This window comes from Citrobacter sp. RHBSTW-00986, assembly GCF_013783065.1.
Lineage (GTDB): Bacteria > Pseudomonadota > Gammaproteobacteria > Enterobacterales > Enterobacteriaceae > Citrobacter > Citrobacter braakii.
Genome location: NZ_CP056200.1, coordinates 4693874 through 4707815 on the forward strand (window position 1 = coordinate 4693874; position 13942 = coordinate 4707815).

Here is a 13942-nt window from a genome sequence, read left to right on the forward strand (position 1 = left end):
GGCAAAGTCATGATGATGATATTGGGCATGTTTCCGTTTGCACTGCAAACGACGCCCTACCAGACGTCGAACCAGTCGAATACATGGCGACACGTCAAAAACGATCGCGTGGGGAAATCCCCGCGCTATCAGTACATAGGCCCGGATGAAGAGCCGTTCACGCTCTCCGGCACGTTGTACCCGGAAATCAGCGGGGGTGATGTGTCACTCACTACGCTAAAAACAATGGCGTTCACCGGCAGAGCGTGGCCCCTGATTGAAGGCACTGGCGCAATTTACGGCATGTACGTGATCGAAGGGTTAACCCAGAATCGCACGGAGTTCTTTCAGGACGGTAAAGCGCGGAAAATTGAGTTTACGCTCAGCCTGAAAAGGGTCAGTGAGGATATCAGGGAGAAGCTGGCAGAGATCACCAATGATGATGTGCTGTCTATGGTGAAAGCTGGGGTAAATTTCTAACTTTATTTTTTATGGCCAACACGTTCATTGTTGGCAGTGTGGTACCGAAATCATCGGGCACCGTCATTTTTAATCGTGCTGCAGCACGGTCATTTATGGCGGTGCTCGATATCCGTTTACGCTTCCGGCTTCTCAGGCCAGTTAATATCTGGCGCGCCTGACGTGTCTACCGCCTGCACTGCTTTGATGTAGTTCATCCAGGCTATCAGGCTGGCTTTATCTTCATCGCTGATAATGCCTAGCTGTAACTCAGTTTGCCAAAAGCTGATTGTTGCCTGAGCCTCCGCCAGTAGCGCCGCTTTCTGCTGTTCTGCTGCTTCCACGTCTGCCGTGCGCTGCGCTTCCGTATCCGTCACCCATTCGCTACCGTTCCACGTATCGTATGGCGTGGCAGGTGCCAGCGTGGTGGTATTTTCCGGGTAATCGCCCAGCGATGTGATGGCTACAGGCTCCCCTGTTTCCGTACTAAAAACATCCTCACCGCGATGATCAATAATGTATTCCCATCCTGATAATTCTGCCGTCCTGCAAATTGCGTAGCCTGCCTTCTCTTCGCCCGGCTCATCAGTACATGAAGCAGCAGGAATACCCACGCCAACAGCCAGATACTCCACCGTTGAAAACAGATGTTCACGTGTCACACTATCGTAATTAAAAACAGTGATATCACCTGCCTTTGTAGCAATATTTTCTTTGTTTAAAACTGCCTGCGCCATTATGCAGCCCTCACTATGTAGTTAAATGCGATATTCCGGGGGCGCGCAGCCACCAAAGCTGATGATGGATACGGGGTGTTTTTAACCATCCCTGTAACAGCAGCGTACTGGTATGTCATACCAGCAACAGAGAGTGAAACCACATCCCCATTCATGACACTCGGCGAAGTAACTGCCGGGGTAAAAACTGGCGCATCATCTGTAGATGCTGGATCGAAAGCCACATATGTACCCGCCTGCATGGTAAGAAGACTTCGGCTACCATCAACCCCGCGCCCGTCATCCCAGCCGCGCAGAAACTCACCACGAAGATCCGGCAAACTGCCAGAAGGGTATATCACCGCCAGTTTCGGATATTTTACTTTATCGAATGCTGCGCCGTTGCACTTGAGCCACCCGGTTGGCGGAGTCGCCGCAGGCCATGGGAGAGGGAAACCAGCGGGGATATATTTATCAATATCCGCCTCAAGCAGATATTGCTGATGCGGGTCACTGGCTGCAATATGTGCCGCCAGTTGCTGATCAACGTAGGCTTTAACCTGGATTATCTGGTCATCAACATACTGGCGGGTTGCCAGCACCACAGATGGATCAATCTTAAGCGTTACCGCCTGGGTGCTACTGACGATCAGAATGACGCGAATCACCTGCACCCGCCCGCTACCTTCCTGCAATAACGGCTTATAAGTTTCCGCACAGTTGGCAATAGCAATCAAATCACCAGCACTGTCATACAAACCAATCTCACGGATCCACCATCCGCCCACGTCCTCCGGGATCACCTGCTCAGCAATAATTTGGTTGGTGTTTACCGGGTCAATGGTCAGCGTATTGAGCGGCGCGCGTCGCAGCTCGTGCACAAGCGCGGTTTGCGCAGGGTTTGGCGTCGGCAGTGCGCCGTTGCCATCCCCTACCGCCATCTGAGTAATTTCAACCTGTTGACCCAATGCCGTGGCGTTCGCCAGCTTCGCGGCCCCGACATTGGTTAGCAGGGCATAATATTTAGTTGCCACTTGGTGAGATCTCCACGGTATCGATCAAATGAATTGCACTACCCACATACTCCGCACCGCCAACTGAAATGGTTTCGGGGAAATAGGGGTACACGGTCAGCGTGTCGCCCAGATAGGCAGACGCGCCAACATATACGGGGCCAGCAGTCTGTAAGTGCAGGCTCATGCCCAGCATGTGACGGCTACACGGCTTAACATCAGCAATCAGCCGCTCAAGCTCCTGATAGGTTTCTTCGCTGATGCCTTCATCTTCAACGCCAATATCCAGCGTAAACGTGCCGGGGTCGGTGTTGATGTTCCACCACTCGTTAACCCTGATGAAGTAGCCGAACGGCTCCACAACGCGGCGCATTGCCCCGGTAGTGCCTTTGTAGCGGTGCAGGTAATACGCATCAGCTATGGCCTTGCGCTTCGTTGTCTGGGGCCAGTTCTCATCCCACCGATCAACGGAGAAGGCCCACGCCAGATAGGGCAACAGGTCAACCGGGCAGGTGTACGGATCCCAGAGCTGGCGCAGCGGTACCCGCACTTCCCCCAGAGAAGCGCAGACGCGGGCGGCAACACGTTCAAGGCGCGTCGAGCTGGGAGGCGCAAGGGTTTTACTCATCGTACCCCCCAACAGTTATGGTGTATCCGGTGCAGTTTGACGCCTGAGTATCATCAAGCACCATATCCGCCACCGGCTGCGCCAACTCCACCCGCTGAACTCCTTCAACGTGCAGCGCGGCATAAATGGCAGACAGCCGGATATCGCGCCCCAGACGACGCTGATCGGCTATGTACGCCTGTAACTTCTGCTCGGATGCCTGGCGGATGGGTTCCGACTCCGGCCCCGGATAGATATACAGCGTGGCATCAATCTCATATGGCACGATCTCCGCCGCCTGCACGGTCACGCGATCGGCAACCGGGCGCACCTCTTCACCATTCAGCGCGCTGGCAACAATATCTATCAACTCCTGGCTGGCTGTGCCGTCACCCTCGCGGGAAAGCACAGAGATGGTGACGCAGGCAGGTGTTGGGCTTACGGCAGACACATCAGCAACGCGCCCATCAGCAGACAGGCCGAAAAATTCATATGCCGCCGTAGGCCCGGCGACGCTCAACCCCTCAAACGCCTGCGGAGTACGGACGCGCAGATCGGCATCCGACTCCATCACCGCAGGAACAGGCGGTACAACGCTGTCATCTTCCGGTGTGATGGTCAGGCGCTCCACGTTAAAGTTTGCCGCCAGCTGATCCAGATCACTGCCCACGGAGTACGCCACCATTACCGCGCGCGCCGCTTCGTTCACGCGCTGGCGTAGCAACAATTCGCGATAACAGTTTTCTTCCAGCAGCATGGTGATCGGCTCAGATTCCAGCGAGAGAGTGCGCCTGATAACGTCCTGCTCATCTTCCGGGTAAAGGGCGATAAACGCCTCTTTACGTTCATTGAACAGCGTTTCAAAGTCCAGCGGCTCCACCACTACCGGAGGCGGTAATTGTGAAAGGTCAATTGTTCCGCTCATGCCCGCACCTGCCTGCCGATCGTTACGTCCGTGGTAAAGGGTGATTGGGTATCGGTACGACTGGCTTTGATGGTGGCAACCATCTGCCCCGCTCCGGTTTCCGTCAGCACAATATTGGTCAGCGAGATACGCGGCTCCCAGAGGAAAAGCGCGCTGTATATCGCGGACATAATGCGAAGGCGCGTTACAGCGTTACCAGGCTGATCAATCAGGTTAGTGAGCTGCGAGCCGTAGGCGCGGCGCATAACGCGAGAGCCAACCGGCGTTAGCAAAATGTCATTGATGGATTGAGAAATGTGCTCGTTATCGGTGAGCGCTTCGCCGGTTTCAGCGTTCATCCCGCTATATCTTGCGCTGGTCATTGCGGGCCGTCCGTCTGGCTTCCGCCACGTTCTACGCCGCCATGTTCGTGGGTATGCACCACAACGCCATTTGATGTAATGCTGCCGCCGCTATGCTCAACATTGCCGGTCATCTTGCCACCCTGTTTCATCTCGAATGTGGAGCACGAGAGCTTTTTAGTGCAGATCACTTCCGGCGTATCAAGGGTGATGGAGGTTGTTGCGGTACAGGTCATCTTAGGGGCAGTCGCGGCGATAGAGTCAGAAGCCTCTACGGTTGCGCTCTTAATACCAGTAGCAGCGAGCGCGCCGGTTGCCGGGTCATACAAAACCTTCGCCCCGTCAGGGTGCAAAGTAACATTTGATGTTTCACCGTTATCCGGTGGCTTCACACTATCGCTGTACAAGCTGCCCATGATGACGGCATTTTCCAAATCGCCGCATGGGGCAAAAAGTAACACCTGCTCGCCCGGTGATGGTGCCCACCATGTAACAGCCGTTCCAGCGCGCAATGCCGCCCAGCGAATCCAGTCCGTTGTATTCTCTCCCGTTGAGACTCGCGCAACTGGCGGCTCAGCAGCAAGATCAACATCCGTCACCGTACCAATACGGACAAGGTTACAGATCAGGCGATAGAGTTCATTTAGGTTCATAAGCTGGCTTGCGTTATTAAATTTACAGCCAGTTTCATGATCCACGCGCGCGCAAGCAACGCGCTGGCGTTGTCAGGGGTTGGTAACAATGGATAGCGGTACCGGCAGACACTGCCAGCTATAACAGTGGCGGGAAAAAACATCGAGCACCGTCACTTTTAACAGTGCTGCAGGAAGGAGTCAGGGTTGCAGAAAACTGACGATAGTATCTGCCAGCCAGTCAAGATCGCTTTCCGTAAAGCCCAGCAGTTCACGCGCCGGGTAACGGGTACGGGCACCGGGTGCCACGGTATCAACCTCACCATACTGGTGAACGCTGGCGATCTCTGCGGTATGCCCGGAGTAACCCACCACGGCGGCGCTGGCGGTACCGTATGCTTTGAGAAAGCGAGCGGTGCGCAGGCGGCGGAACATCTTTTCTTTACGGGTTGTGGTGCGCTTGGACTGGTTCAGATGGATCTCAATATAGCGCTCAATATCGCGCTTATAGAACGTGCGCAACGCCCCTTTCTCAACATCGTAGCCGGTGATGGCGCGCTGTTCGCCGCGTCCGGTAGTGCGCCAGTTGCTCAGCTCGCGCACTTCATCTTTCCACAGGAATTTAACCCCGCCCTGAGTGCGCAAAATCTTACGGCGGCGCGGCGTGTAGCTCTCTCCGCTGGGGTTTTTCTGGCTATTGATGCGCTGTTGCTGGCGCTTGCGCAGACCAATAGCCACCTCGCGCGTGAGCTTACGGCGCTGGCCCGGTGCGAGTTGCGCCGCCACGGTTGCCAGATAATCATCAAGGGCATGGAACAGCGGATCAGCGTTCATTTAGTCCGTCCACGTCTCGCCGCTTACCGTATCTTCAAAGACCAGTGACCAGGCACCCAGCTCCGGCCCCGGCATAGGATCAGCACGGTGATGAATAACCGGCTTACCCTCTTCAACTTTGACAACAACCGCCTCACTGGCCTGGATTTTGATGAGCACATCCATGGTGGAATTGCTCAGGATATCCGCTTCAAAAGTGATGCCATCGCGGGCACGGTCAGGGTTAAATAGCAGCTCAGGCTGATACAGGCGCGCCCATGCCAGAATTGGCAGGCTGAGGGTATCCAGTGGCTCAGGGTAATCCATCGCCAGCACCTCAATGGTGTACTCGTATTCAAACGAGGCAGAGCGCTGCCCGGTGCTCACCATGCGCCCCTTCTGGACGTACACCGCCAGATTGTCAGGGTTGTCACGCAACCACGGCACCGCCTGGCTGATGTGTTTGCGCAGAAGATCGGGCTTAAGCATGGTAAGGCACCAACTCAACAATAGTAAGCTGGTTAATACGCTGCCGTGCCTCTTCTGCTACTTGCTGCAATAACTCAGCACTCAGCGGCGCATCCATATGCTGCTGCAATAGCGCCTTTCGTATAGCTTCCATCTCTTCAACATTCGCCAGTTTTACTTTCAGATAAAAATCCATCATCTCCCCCTGATGTTTGCATCATAAGCAGCCTCACAGGCTAACCCTCGGATCCTTGCCTGATCAGCAATTGCCGCCAGTTCTCCCGCTCGCTGGTCAGCGCGGCGGAACAGCTCGGCAAGCAGCTCGCTGCCGGTGGTGCCTGTCGAGCCTCCGCTGGCAGTAACGGCACGGCGGGCGCGCTCACTTGCTGCCAGTCTGGCGGCGAGTTTTGCGGCTTCATCATGCAGCCCGTCAGAAACAGCGCGGGCATGGTCAGCATCAGCAGCGGCCTGAGCAATCTGCCCCTCTGCCCTTTTCTCAATCGCATCTATTTCACCTTGTCGGCGCTGCTCTTCGGCTCTGGCTTCTGCCTGCCGCTTTGCCAGCGCGGTAGCGTCGTCGGCATCCCGCTGTTTCCATCTCAGTGCCCAGCCCGTATTAGCCTGACTGGCACCAAACCACGAACCAGAAAGGAAGGCACCACCCAGAATTAGCGCAACCAAAAGGCCGCGCCAGTGTCGCCTGAGCCAGTTCAGAATCATGCAGGATAAGCCGCATAAGGAAGCTGGAAGTGCGGGCCGTCTTTCAGGGTTTTCCAGTCGCCGCCCCACTCAACGGGAATACTCAGCTCCTTACCCGCCTGTTTGAAGGCTTCGGAAATCTGCTGATAATATTTCCAGTCCCATGAGCCTGCCGGAGTGGGATAAGCAAACACATCAACCGCATGGCCTGAAATATGCCTGCTGTTCATCGTCTGGCTTTTCCCCTCAGCAACAAGCTGCTTTTGCCGCTCTACCGTGCGCAGCCCTTCGGTGATACCAAAATCAATGGCGGAAAGTTGAAGGGCGCGGCGGACGACTTTCACAAGGTCAGCGTTAACACCTTTCAGGTTATTTTCACTTCTCTGACTGAATTTAAATTCACTCATTTCCTTTCGCTCCCCCGATACGGGTTTCAATAAAGCCGGTCACTTTGTTGCGTACCTTGTCAGCCCCCATAAAACCAATGGATGCGCCCACGAAGGTAACGGCATTCGACGGCAACCCCAGATACTCCAGCGAACCGGCAACCGCCAGCGTAACGATCCCGCAGACCAGTGAACCGGTGGCGGTTTTCAACATTGACTGACCGTCATACAGACTCATAAGCGCCGATATGCTCAGCGCAGCGCCAGCCGCGTAAAGCGTTGGCAGATAAGTAGCAATCCATTTCATTGTTTGTTCCAGCATCCCCGTAGGTACGTCGCTCATGGCAACCTCTCAATCCCATAGCTGCACGGTTTCCCGCTGGGTGGGTGGTGGTAATTCGGGAAGATAAACAACCTGCCCGGCACTCAGCAGCGGGCCGCTGTCGCAGAGTCCCGGATTGGCTTCATGCACGGCTTCGGTCACTCCCGCCGTTCTGCCGTAATACCGCCAGCAGAGTTCATCAACGGTGTCATCCTGCTGCGCCTGCACGTTCATCAGCACAGCTCCGCAATGCCGCGATCTTCATTCTGGATATCGCGAATCGACCAGCGAGCATCACGCCAGAGCGTATCTATCTGGGTGCTCAATGCCTGCGCATGGTCTTCCCCCTTACTGGTGGTATCAATATCGCGATACCCCTCAATCAGCAGGGCTTTGGTCAGCGACCAGACAGCATTTTTATAGCTCCAGACTTTCACCGATTCGCCGTTCACCGGATCGGCAGGGATCTCCGCAAGAGCCTGATAACCGGCATCAACCTGAACCTGACGCCATAGGCGAAGCTGATTATTTACATGGCTCATCGCTTCAATCGTGCGGGACATAAGGCGATCGGTTGTTACCTGTCCGTCTAAGCGCATCGCACGGCGCAGATCAGCCAGCACGATTACAGGCCAGAAAGGCAGGCTCTCAACTTTTGCGCCGCCATCGTCAGGCGCTGGATCTGATGGCGGTCTTACCGGCTCAGTGGCGACCAGACTCATACAGGACTCTCCATAAGGCAGGCGGTGGACGGTGTAACGCAGTAGAGGCTTGGCCTTATTACGTCACACCGTGCCGCCTGGTGCGCGGGGGCACATTCGTTATGACTTCACGTTTTTACGCGCCGTCTTGTTCTTTGCTGCTGGCTTTGCCTGGCTGTTTTTCGGCTTTTTAGCTGCGGTGGTGCGCGGCGCTGTCTCCGGCGCTGCTTTCGCGGCCTCTGGCTTCGCTTCCGGCTGTACCGGTGGCGCATCGCCCTCACCTTCTCCGCCGTTGGTGGCGGTCAGCTTTTTGATATTGCGATCAAGCAGTTCGATATCACGCGCCACGCCAATTTTTGCGTTGAGCCTGATAGCTTCCTGCAAATGCGAGCGGGCAAGTTGCTGGGATTCAACATCCTGATTAAGGCGCACGGTGTACCCCATGACCTTAAACAGCTTGGCCCTTACCTGATCGGGCATATCTTCATGGGTGGTGATGCCGTTCAGCGCGTTGAGGTTGTCAATGCTTACGCTCGCCTTTGCCGGGTTCGCTTTGAACGCGGCAAGGATGGGATCGCAAATCTCTTCAACCAGTACCGTGGCGGTAGTGCGCTTGTACTGGTCAGGCATCGGGATTTTATGGCGCAGCACGTACTGACCAATCCGCAGCGCCTGCGCAATATCACCGGCATCCGCTGCCCAGATCATTACGGTGGTTATCACTTCATCCGCCTGGCCCGTATCCGCTGCCAGTACGCCATCAATCCACGGCTGGTAATCCGGCAGGCGCTCGCTTTTCAGCTTCGCCTTACCTGCATTCGACTGGATGCGGCTGAGGTCGGCTTTATCCATGCGCAGACGAAAAAGTATCTGCTCGTATGCAGTTCTTTCGGCGGTGGTTGTCCCGCGATTACTGCGGCGCTCAGCCATCACCCGATCAAAATGTTTTTGTGCTGGTGTTAACATTTATGCCCCCTGAGCAGGCCAGCGCACTGCTGGCCTGCGGCGTCTTATGGTGCCGGGTCTGGCTCGGCGGCGGTGATGCCCTCGATCAGACAGCCATAGCCGTAGTCTTCAATGACGTAGGCATCATTCGAAGAGCTGTACGTTGAGACGCGGTTATATTCCGGCTCCTCAACGATGCGGCGACGGTGCCCGCCTTCCTGCCAGTAGATGGACAGGTTTTCCCAGGAGGTAATGAACATGCTGCCATCAGGGAAGAATGGCGCGATGAATGACGGCAGGTTGCCGATCGTTTTACGCGACGCAATCAACTGCCCGGCAAGCGCTTCGGAGTTCGGGTTATTGGTGCTGACGGCGTTGATGATCGGGAATGAACGGTTAACCGTCAGGTTACGCCCGGTAATAACCACCAGATCAGGCGAATCCTTGTACCACTCATCCATAAGAGAGTTGACCGCATCAAATACGATGGAGTCGTAGTTACCGTAATCACCTTTCGCGATCACCTGGTTGGTGTCGTCACGGCTGGTCACGGTGACATCTTTCATCACGCGCTGAGCTGCGTTAGCACGGTACTGCTGGAGCCAGCCGATACCGCAATCCTGTAACAGTGGGTTGGCGGCGCGGTCTGACTTCTCCGCGTAGCTGGTACCGTTGAAGCCGATCATGATGCGATCGAGCGCAATACGCTTGATGATCTGATTGCTGAGGCGCTGCTGAAAGTCCGGGAATTTTGCCCAGGCATCAAGCTGCGTGTACGGCGTAAAGGTATCGGCGTTCACCTTGTTACAGGTGTACTTATTCGAATCCAGCGCCGCCACAGAGGTAGGCTGACGGCGATCCGTGGTGGAATTGTTGGTACTGGATACCGGGCCACTAACACCCAGCCCGATTTTTTCACCGGTCTGATCGTTAACGCCGTAAATGTTAATTTTTTTCAGCATCTCAGACGACTGCTGGATCTTATCCTCAAGCTTCTGCTCAACGCTCGGATCAATGCTGTACGCCTTGGTGATGTGAGCAGCACTGATATGGTTCAGTTCAGCCTGTCGCTGAATGTACTTATCAAACAAATCGCGGGTTGTATTACGCATCTTATTTTCCTTTCCTGAGCCTGACGCACTGAGCCTTATCAGCAATCAGCCAGATGTTGAGTTGATTGACCATCGCCGCCAGTGGCAGGCGGGCGCTGGCTGTACTGATCGGCGTCCTGGCCTTTCAGTTTCTCTTCCAGCGCTTTGAAGTCCTTACGCAGGCTTTCCAGCTCGGTGGCATCAGCCTTACCTTTCACCGCAGCAGAAAGCTGGGTTGTGGTGTCCAGCAGCTTGCCCTGGCTCTCGGCAATCGCCTCGATAGCTTCACGGTTTTCACCGTTCTGCTGGCTAAACTGCTGTTGCGTACCGCCCAACAGCGCCTTAACACGGGCAAAGAAGTTTTTGCCTTCATCCTGCGGCGGCTGCTCATCTTCAAATTCCATCGTGGATTCAACGGCGGCGGTGAAGAAACAAGCCGGATCATGCTTACGGGATGCCAGCGGGTTAACGGTGTTTTTGGAACAAAACTCCATCATTTCCGTGCCCAGACTGGCGGGGCTATCGGTACAGGCCAGCCCCATCAAATAGGCTTCGCCGGTATCTGCAAAAGAGGGATGCACTTCAATGCTGTGATAAATCTTCTGGCGGTTCTTTTTCAGGGCAACCAGATCATCAGTGGCATCAACCTGCACATACAGGCCCATTTTGCCTTTCAGCGGCTCCTCGGTGATCTCCTCTGCCTTGACGGCAATAACATCGCCATAAGCACGGAAATCACTGTTTGGTGAGTAGCCCCGGAGGTGCTCCAGATTGACGCGGGCACCGTATACGGTTGGGTTAAAGCGTTGAGCCATCTGCACAATGTGCTGACGCTCCAGCGTCCGACCGTCGCAGGTGGCACCCTCGACAGCAACGCGAAATGGTTTTGACTTTGGCATGTCGAAATCCCGAATGAGTGAGTGATATTAACCAGTGCCCCTATCATTCCCGCCGCAGCCGAAACGCGCAAAGCGTTGCCGTTGTTGCCGTTTTCCGACAATGACAACCCAAAGCGACGCGCGCGCGGGCGCGGTACTCTGCCAGCATGAAACAGACTTCCCACGATGAGCCACGGATTGCCGCTAAGGTCATGTACTGGCAGGCATACAGCATCACGCAGATCGCAAAATCGATCGGCGTGAGCACCAACACCCTGTATTCATGGCGTCGCCGCGATAAGTGGGACGAGTCCACCGCGCTGGAGCGCGTACAGGATCGGATGCAGGTGCGGCTGTTACGCCTGACGGAAAAGCCAGACCTGACAGCGCATGACTTCAAAACCATTGACCTGTTAACCCGTCAACTGGTGCGGATGGAGCGCGAAGAACACCGCAGCGAAGAGAAGGGGCGCGAGAAGAAGCCGAAAAATCACTTTACGGAAGAGCAGATCGGGGATCTGCGCGCGCTGGTGCTTGATTCGCTCTACGAGCATCAAAAACGGTGGTACAAGCAGCGCGAACGCCGCAACCGCTTTATCCTCAAATCGCGCCAGATTGGTGCCACCTGGTACTTTGCCCGCGAAGCGCTGTTACGGGCGCTGGAAACCGGCAACAACCAAATCTTTTTATCAGCCAGCCGTGCCCAGGCGTTCCAGTTCAAGAAGTTCATCCAGCTACTGGCTGCACAGGTTGGCGTTGAGCTGAAAGGCGGCGACGCCATCACCCTGAGCAATGGCGCAACGTTCTACTTTCTCGGCACCTCAGCAGCAACAGCGCAGAGCTACACCGGGGATCTGTATCTGGATGAAGCATTCTGGATCAACAATTTCCTTGAGCTGCGCAAAGTCGCCGCAGGTATGGCAACCCATGAAGGGCTGCGCCGTACCTACTTTTCCACGCCATCCACAGAGGAACATGAGGCTTACGCCTTCTGGACTGGCGACCTGTTCAACAAGGCAAGGCCCAGAGGTGAACGGGTAGAAATAGACGTCAGCCATAAAGTGCTGAAAAACGGCAAGTTGGGCGGTGATGGGATCTGGCGGCAGATTGTCACCATTGAAGATGCGGTAAAACTCGGCTTCAACCTGGTGAAAATTGAAACCATCAAGATGGAAAACTCCCCGGAGGAATACGACAACCTCTATCGTTGCCGCTTCGTGACTGCGGGAGAGCGCGCCTTTAACTACAACGCCATGATCGGCTGCTGCGTTGACGGCTTCAACGATGATGTATGGCCCGACTGGAACCCATTCGCCCCCAGACCGATAGGCGATCGCGGTGTCTGGGTTGGCTATGACCCTAACGGGGGAAGCGGTAACGGTGACTCTGCCGGGCTTGTCGTCATCGTTCCGCCAGCGGTACCGGGTGGCAAGTTCCGCATCATTGAACGCATCCAGCTTCGTGGGATGGAGTTTGAGGAGCAGGCAGAGGCCATTCAGGGGCTGATGGAGCGTTACAACGTCCAGCACATCGCCATTGATGCCACCGGTATTGGTGATGCAGTCTGGCAACTGGTGATCAAGTTCTTCCCGCTGGCGGTGAAGTACCAGTATTCCGCCCCGCTCAAGCGCGCCATGGTGCTGAAAGCGCTTATGTTGATCCGTGCCGGTCGTCTGGAAGTTGATGCGGGAATGCTGGATCTCGTCCAGTCATTTATGACGGTTCGCAAGGTGCAGAAGGGCGGGGTAATGACCTACGTTTCCGACCGCAAACGCGGAAGCAATCACGGCGATCTCGCCTGGGCATCAATGACAGCTTTGTATAACGAGCCGATCGGCAGCGAAAGCGGCGGCGGTAGTGACAGTTTTGTAGAGGAGTTTTAAACGTGAGCCGCAAAAAGCAAAAGTTTCAGGCCAGACCGCAGCCGGTTGCCAGCGAACAAACAGCAGGCATTGAGTCATTCAGCTTTGGCGACCCGGTAGCTATCACCGATCGCAGCATGTTGCTGGATTGCATGGAGTGTGCTGATAACGGCGTATATTTTGAACCACCGATCAGCCCCTACGGCATTGCCCGAATGTTTGATTCAACGGCCTATCATCAGTCTCCGCTGGTCTTTAAGCGTAATGTGATCACATCCTGCTACATCCCTCACCCACTGCTGAGCAGGCAGGAAATGAGCGCTTGGGTGCTGGATTATCTGGTATTCGGCAACAACTACATGGAGGTGCGCCGTAACATGCTGGGTGAGCCTATTGCGTTAAAACATGCCCAGGCCAAATATACCCGGCGCGGCAGCGACCTGAAAAAGGATCAATACTGGTTTATCACCCGCCGCGATGCGGACTACCCATTCAAGCCGGGCAGCATCTGCCAGATAAAAAACCCCAGCATCCACCAGGAGATCTACGGTGCACCTGAATACATGGCCTCGTTACAAAGCGCCATGCTCAACAGTGAAGCGACTATGTTCCGCCGTAACTACTACATCAACGGCAGTCACGCCGGGGTAATCGTCTACCTTACCGACCCGATCGCCAACAACAAAGACGTTGAGAGCCTGAAAAAGTCATTGAAGGATGCGCGCGGCGGTGGCGCTTTTAAAAACCTGTTCGTATACGCAGCAGGCGGAAAGAAAGACGGCTTGCAAATCCTGCCATTCAGCCAGATAGCGGCAAAGGATGAGTTTACCGGCATCAAGGATGCAACGCGGGATGATATGCTTGCCGCGCATCGCGTCCCGCCTCAACTGATGGGGGTGATGCCAGGCAACGCCGGGGGGTTTGGCGACGTTGAGAAAGCCGCCCGTGTCTTCTCCATCAACGAGCTGACGCCGATACAGGAAAGCCTGAAAGAGCTGAATGACTGGCTGGGCATTGAGGTGATCCGCTTCAACCCTTACGCCCTCGCAGCCCCATCAACAGCCGCCTGACCATTCAAAAAGATTGACGCTTCACCCTGCCAGAG

The 13942-nt window shown here is 55.3% G+C and carries 20 protein-coding genes; 3 read left to right on the forward strand and 17 right to left on the reverse strand.

Translation table 11 applies throughout. From position 1 onward, the window contains the following. Nucleotides 1-9 precede the first annotated feature (9 nt). Entirely contained in the window at nucleotides 10-459 is a 450-nt protein-coding gene (locus HV345_RS22555; protein WP_087904820.1) for a phage tail protein, read from the forward strand. Nucleotides 460-575: 116 nt separating this feature from the next. Here the strand turns inward: HV345_RS22555 and HV345_RS22560 are convergent, their stop codons facing one another. The 17 genes from HV345_RS22560 to HV345_RS22640 all read right to left on the reverse strand — a co-directional run bounded on the left by HV345_RS22560 (nucleotide 576) and on the right by HV345_RS22640 (nucleotide 10996). Further along, nucleotides 576-1175: a tail fiber assembly protein gene (locus tag HV345_RS22560; protein ID WP_181629437.1), complete on the reverse strand. Its 600-nt coding sequence runs from the start codon at nucleotides 1173-1175 to the stop codon at nucleotides 576-578. After that, the gene (locus tag HV345_RS22565) at nucleotides 1175-2188 is read right to left on the reverse strand and encodes a phage tail protein (RefSeq protein ID WP_181636075.1); all 1014 of its coding nucleotides are present in this window, start codon (nucleotides 2186-2188) and stop codon (nucleotides 1175-1177) included. Before HV345_RS22565 ends, HV345_RS22560 begins: the two co-directional genes overlap by 1 nt. Then, nucleotides 2178-2795 (reverse strand): phage tail protein I, encoded by a 618-nt coding sequence (locus tag HV345_RS22570; protein ID WP_181629441.1) that lies wholly within the window; start codon nucleotides 2793-2795, stop codon nucleotides 2178-2180. The genes HV345_RS22565 and HV345_RS22570 overlap by 11 nt, the downstream gene beginning before the upstream one ends. Beyond that, entirely contained in the window at nucleotides 2788-3699 is a 912-nt protein-coding gene (locus HV345_RS22575) for a baseplate assembly protein (RefSeq protein ID WP_181629443.1), read from the reverse strand. Before HV345_RS22575 ends, HV345_RS22570 begins: the two co-directional genes overlap by 8 nt. Beyond that, on the reverse strand, nucleotides 3696-4061 hold the full coding sequence (locus HV345_RS22580; RefSeq protein ID WP_181629445.1) for a GPW/gp25 family protein: 366 nt from the start codon (nucleotides 4059-4061) through the stop codon (nucleotides 3696-3698). Before HV345_RS22580 ends, HV345_RS22575 begins: the two co-directional genes overlap by 4 nt. Then, the gene (locus HV345_RS22585; protein ID WP_181629447.1) at nucleotides 4058-4693 is read right to left on the reverse strand and encodes a phage baseplate assembly protein V; all 636 of its coding nucleotides are present in this window, start codon (nucleotides 4691-4693) and stop codon (nucleotides 4058-4060) included. Before HV345_RS22585 ends, HV345_RS22580 begins: the two co-directional genes overlap by 4 nt. A gap of 180 nt (nucleotides 4694-4873) precedes the next feature. Next, nucleotides 4874-5506 carry a phage virion morphogenesis protein gene (locus HV345_RS22590; protein WP_181629448.1) on the reverse strand — a complete coding sequence of 211 codons (633 nt, stop codon included), beginning with the start codon at nucleotides 5504-5506 and terminating at the stop codon, nucleotides 4874-4876. Then, nucleotides 5507-5974 carry a phage tail protein gene (locus tag HV345_RS22595; RefSeq protein WP_181636076.1) on the reverse strand — a complete coding sequence of 156 codons (468 nt, stop codon included), beginning with the start codon at nucleotides 5972-5974 and terminating at the stop codon, nucleotides 5507-5509. Continuing rightward, on the reverse strand, nucleotides 5967-6152 hold the full coding sequence (locus tag HV345_RS22600; RefSeq protein ID WP_181636077.1) for a hypothetical protein: 186 nt from the start codon (nucleotides 6150-6152) through the stop codon (nucleotides 5967-5969). Before HV345_RS22600 ends, HV345_RS22595 begins: the two co-directional genes overlap by 8 nt. Next, nucleotides 6149-6673, reverse strand: coding sequence for a DUF2514 family protein (locus HV345_RS22605; RefSeq protein ID WP_181636078.1), 525 nt, complete (start codon nucleotides 6671-6673; stop codon nucleotides 6149-6151). Before HV345_RS22605 ends, HV345_RS22600 begins: the two co-directional genes overlap by 4 nt. Beyond that, entirely contained in the window at nucleotides 6670-7059 is a 390-nt protein-coding gene (locus HV345_RS22610) for a M15 family metallopeptidase (RefSeq protein ID WP_181636079.1), read from the reverse strand. Before HV345_RS22610 ends, HV345_RS22605 begins: the two co-directional genes overlap by 4 nt. Continuing rightward, nucleotides 7052-7381: a phage holin, lambda family gene (locus tag HV345_RS22615; RefSeq protein ID WP_001514729.1), complete on the reverse strand. Its 330-nt coding sequence runs from the start codon at nucleotides 7379-7381 to the stop codon at nucleotides 7052-7054. Before HV345_RS22615 ends, HV345_RS22610 begins: the two co-directional genes overlap by 8 nt. Nucleotides 7382-7390: 9 nt before the next feature. Then, nucleotides 7391-7594, reverse strand: a complete 204-nt coding sequence (locus HV345_RS22620) for a tail protein X (RefSeq protein ID WP_001514728.1) — start codon at nucleotides 7592-7594, stop codon at nucleotides 7391-7393. After that, nucleotides 7594-8082 carry a head completion/stabilization protein gene (locus HV345_RS22625; RefSeq protein WP_181636080.1) on the reverse strand — a complete coding sequence of 163 codons (489 nt, stop codon included), beginning with the start codon at nucleotides 8080-8082 and terminating at the stop codon, nucleotides 7594-7596. The genes HV345_RS22620 and HV345_RS22625 overlap by 1 nt, the downstream gene beginning before the upstream one ends. Nucleotides 8083-8181: 99 nt before the next feature. Then, entirely contained in the window at nucleotides 8182-9027 is an 846-nt protein-coding gene (gene gpM / locus HV345_RS22630; RefSeq protein WP_181636081.1) for a phage terminase small subunit, read from the reverse strand. Nucleotides 9028-9071: 44 nt separating this feature from the next. Continuing rightward, nucleotides 9072-10118, reverse strand: coding sequence for a phage major capsid protein, P2 family (locus tag HV345_RS22635; protein WP_181636082.1), 1047 nt, complete (start codon nucleotides 10116-10118; stop codon nucleotides 9072-9074). 38 nt (nucleotides 10119-10156) lie between these two features. Then, nucleotides 10157-10996: a GPO family capsid scaffolding protein gene (locus HV345_RS22640; RefSeq protein WP_181636083.1), complete on the reverse strand. Its 840-nt coding sequence runs from the start codon at nucleotides 10994-10996 to the stop codon at nucleotides 10157-10159. Between the two features lie 146 nt (nucleotides 10997-11142). On the opposite strand from HV345_RS22640, the gene HV345_RS22645 reads away from it, so the two are divergent. Further along, nucleotides 11143-12858: a terminase large subunit domain-containing protein gene (locus HV345_RS22645; protein ID WP_181636084.1), complete on the forward strand. Its 1716-nt coding sequence runs from the start codon at nucleotides 11143-11145 to the stop codon at nucleotides 12856-12858. 2 nt (nucleotides 12859-12860) lie between these two features. Continuing rightward, entirely contained in the window at nucleotides 12861-13907 is a 1047-nt protein-coding gene (locus HV345_RS22650; protein WP_181636085.1) for a phage portal protein, read from the forward strand. Nucleotides 13908-13942: the final 35 nt, after the last annotated feature.

Bases quoted from the DNA above. Each gene is read 5' to 3' on its own strand.
- HV345_RS22555 (WP_087904820.1), top strand. From the start codon at position 10: ATGATGATGATATTGGGCATGTTTCCGTTTGCACTGCAAACGACGCCC.
- HV345_RS22560 (WP_181629437.1), bottom strand. From the start codon at position 1,175: ATGGCGCAGGCAGTTTTAAACAAAGAAAATATTGCTACAAAGGCAGGT.
- HV345_RS22570 (WP_181629441.1), bottom strand. From the start codon at position 2,795: ATGAGTAAAACCCTTGCGCCTCCCAGCTCGACGCGCCTTGAACGTGTT.
- HV345_RS22575 (WP_181629443.1), bottom strand. From the start codon at position 3,699: ATGAGCGGAACAATTGACCTTTCACAATTACCGCCTCCGGTAGTGGTG.
- HV345_RS22580 (WP_181629445.1), bottom strand. From the start codon at position 4,061: ATGACCAGCGCAAGATATAGCGGGATGAACGCTGAAACCGGCGAAGCG.
- HV345_RS22585 (WP_181629447.1), bottom strand. From the start codon at position 4,693: ATGAACCTAAATGAACTCTATCGCCTGATCTGTAACCTTGTCCGTATT.
- HV345_RS22590 (WP_181629448.1), bottom strand. From the start codon at position 5,506: ATGAACGCTGATCCGCTGTTCCATGCCCTTGATGATTATCTGGCAACC.
- HV345_RS22595 (WP_181636076.1), bottom strand. From the start codon at position 5,974: ATGCTTAAGCCCGATCTTCTGCGCAAACACATCAGCCAGGCGGTGCCG.
- HV345_RS22600 (WP_181636077.1), bottom strand. From the start codon at position 6,152: ATGATGGATTTTTATCTGAAAGTAAAACTGGCGAATGTTGAAGAGATG.
- HV345_RS22605 (WP_181636078.1), bottom strand. From the start codon at position 6,673: ATGATTCTGAACTGGCTCAGGCGACACTGGCGCGGCCTTTTGGTTGCG.
- HV345_RS22610 (WP_181636079.1), bottom strand. From the start codon at position 7,059: ATGAGTGAATTTAAATTCAGTCAGAGAAGTGAAAATAACCTGAAAGGT.
- HV345_RS22615 (WP_001514729.1), bottom strand. From the start codon at position 7,381: ATGAGCGACGTACCTACGGGGATGCTGGAACAAACAATGAAATGGATT.
- HV345_RS22620 (WP_001514728.1), bottom strand. From the start codon at position 7,594: ATGAACGTGCAGGCGCAGCAGGATGACACCGTTGATGAACTCTGCTGG.
- HV345_RS22625 (WP_181636080.1), bottom strand. From the start codon at position 8,082: ATGAGTCTGGTCGCCACTGAGCCGGTAAGACCGCCATCAGATCCAGCG.
- gpM (WP_181636081.1), bottom strand. From the start codon at position 9,027: ATGTTAACACCAGCACAAAAACATTTTGATCGGGTGATGGCTGAGCGC.
- HV345_RS22635 (WP_181636082.1), bottom strand. From the start codon at position 10,118: ATGCGTAATACAACCCGCGATTTGTTTGATAAGTACATTCAGCGACAG.
- HV345_RS22640 (WP_181636083.1), bottom strand. From the start codon at position 10,996: ATGCCAAAGTCAAAACCATTTCGCGTTGCTGTCGAGGGTGCCACCTGC.
- HV345_RS22645 (WP_181636084.1), top strand. From the start codon at position 11,143: ATGAAACAGACTTCCCACGATGAGCCACGGATTGCCGCTAAGGTCATG.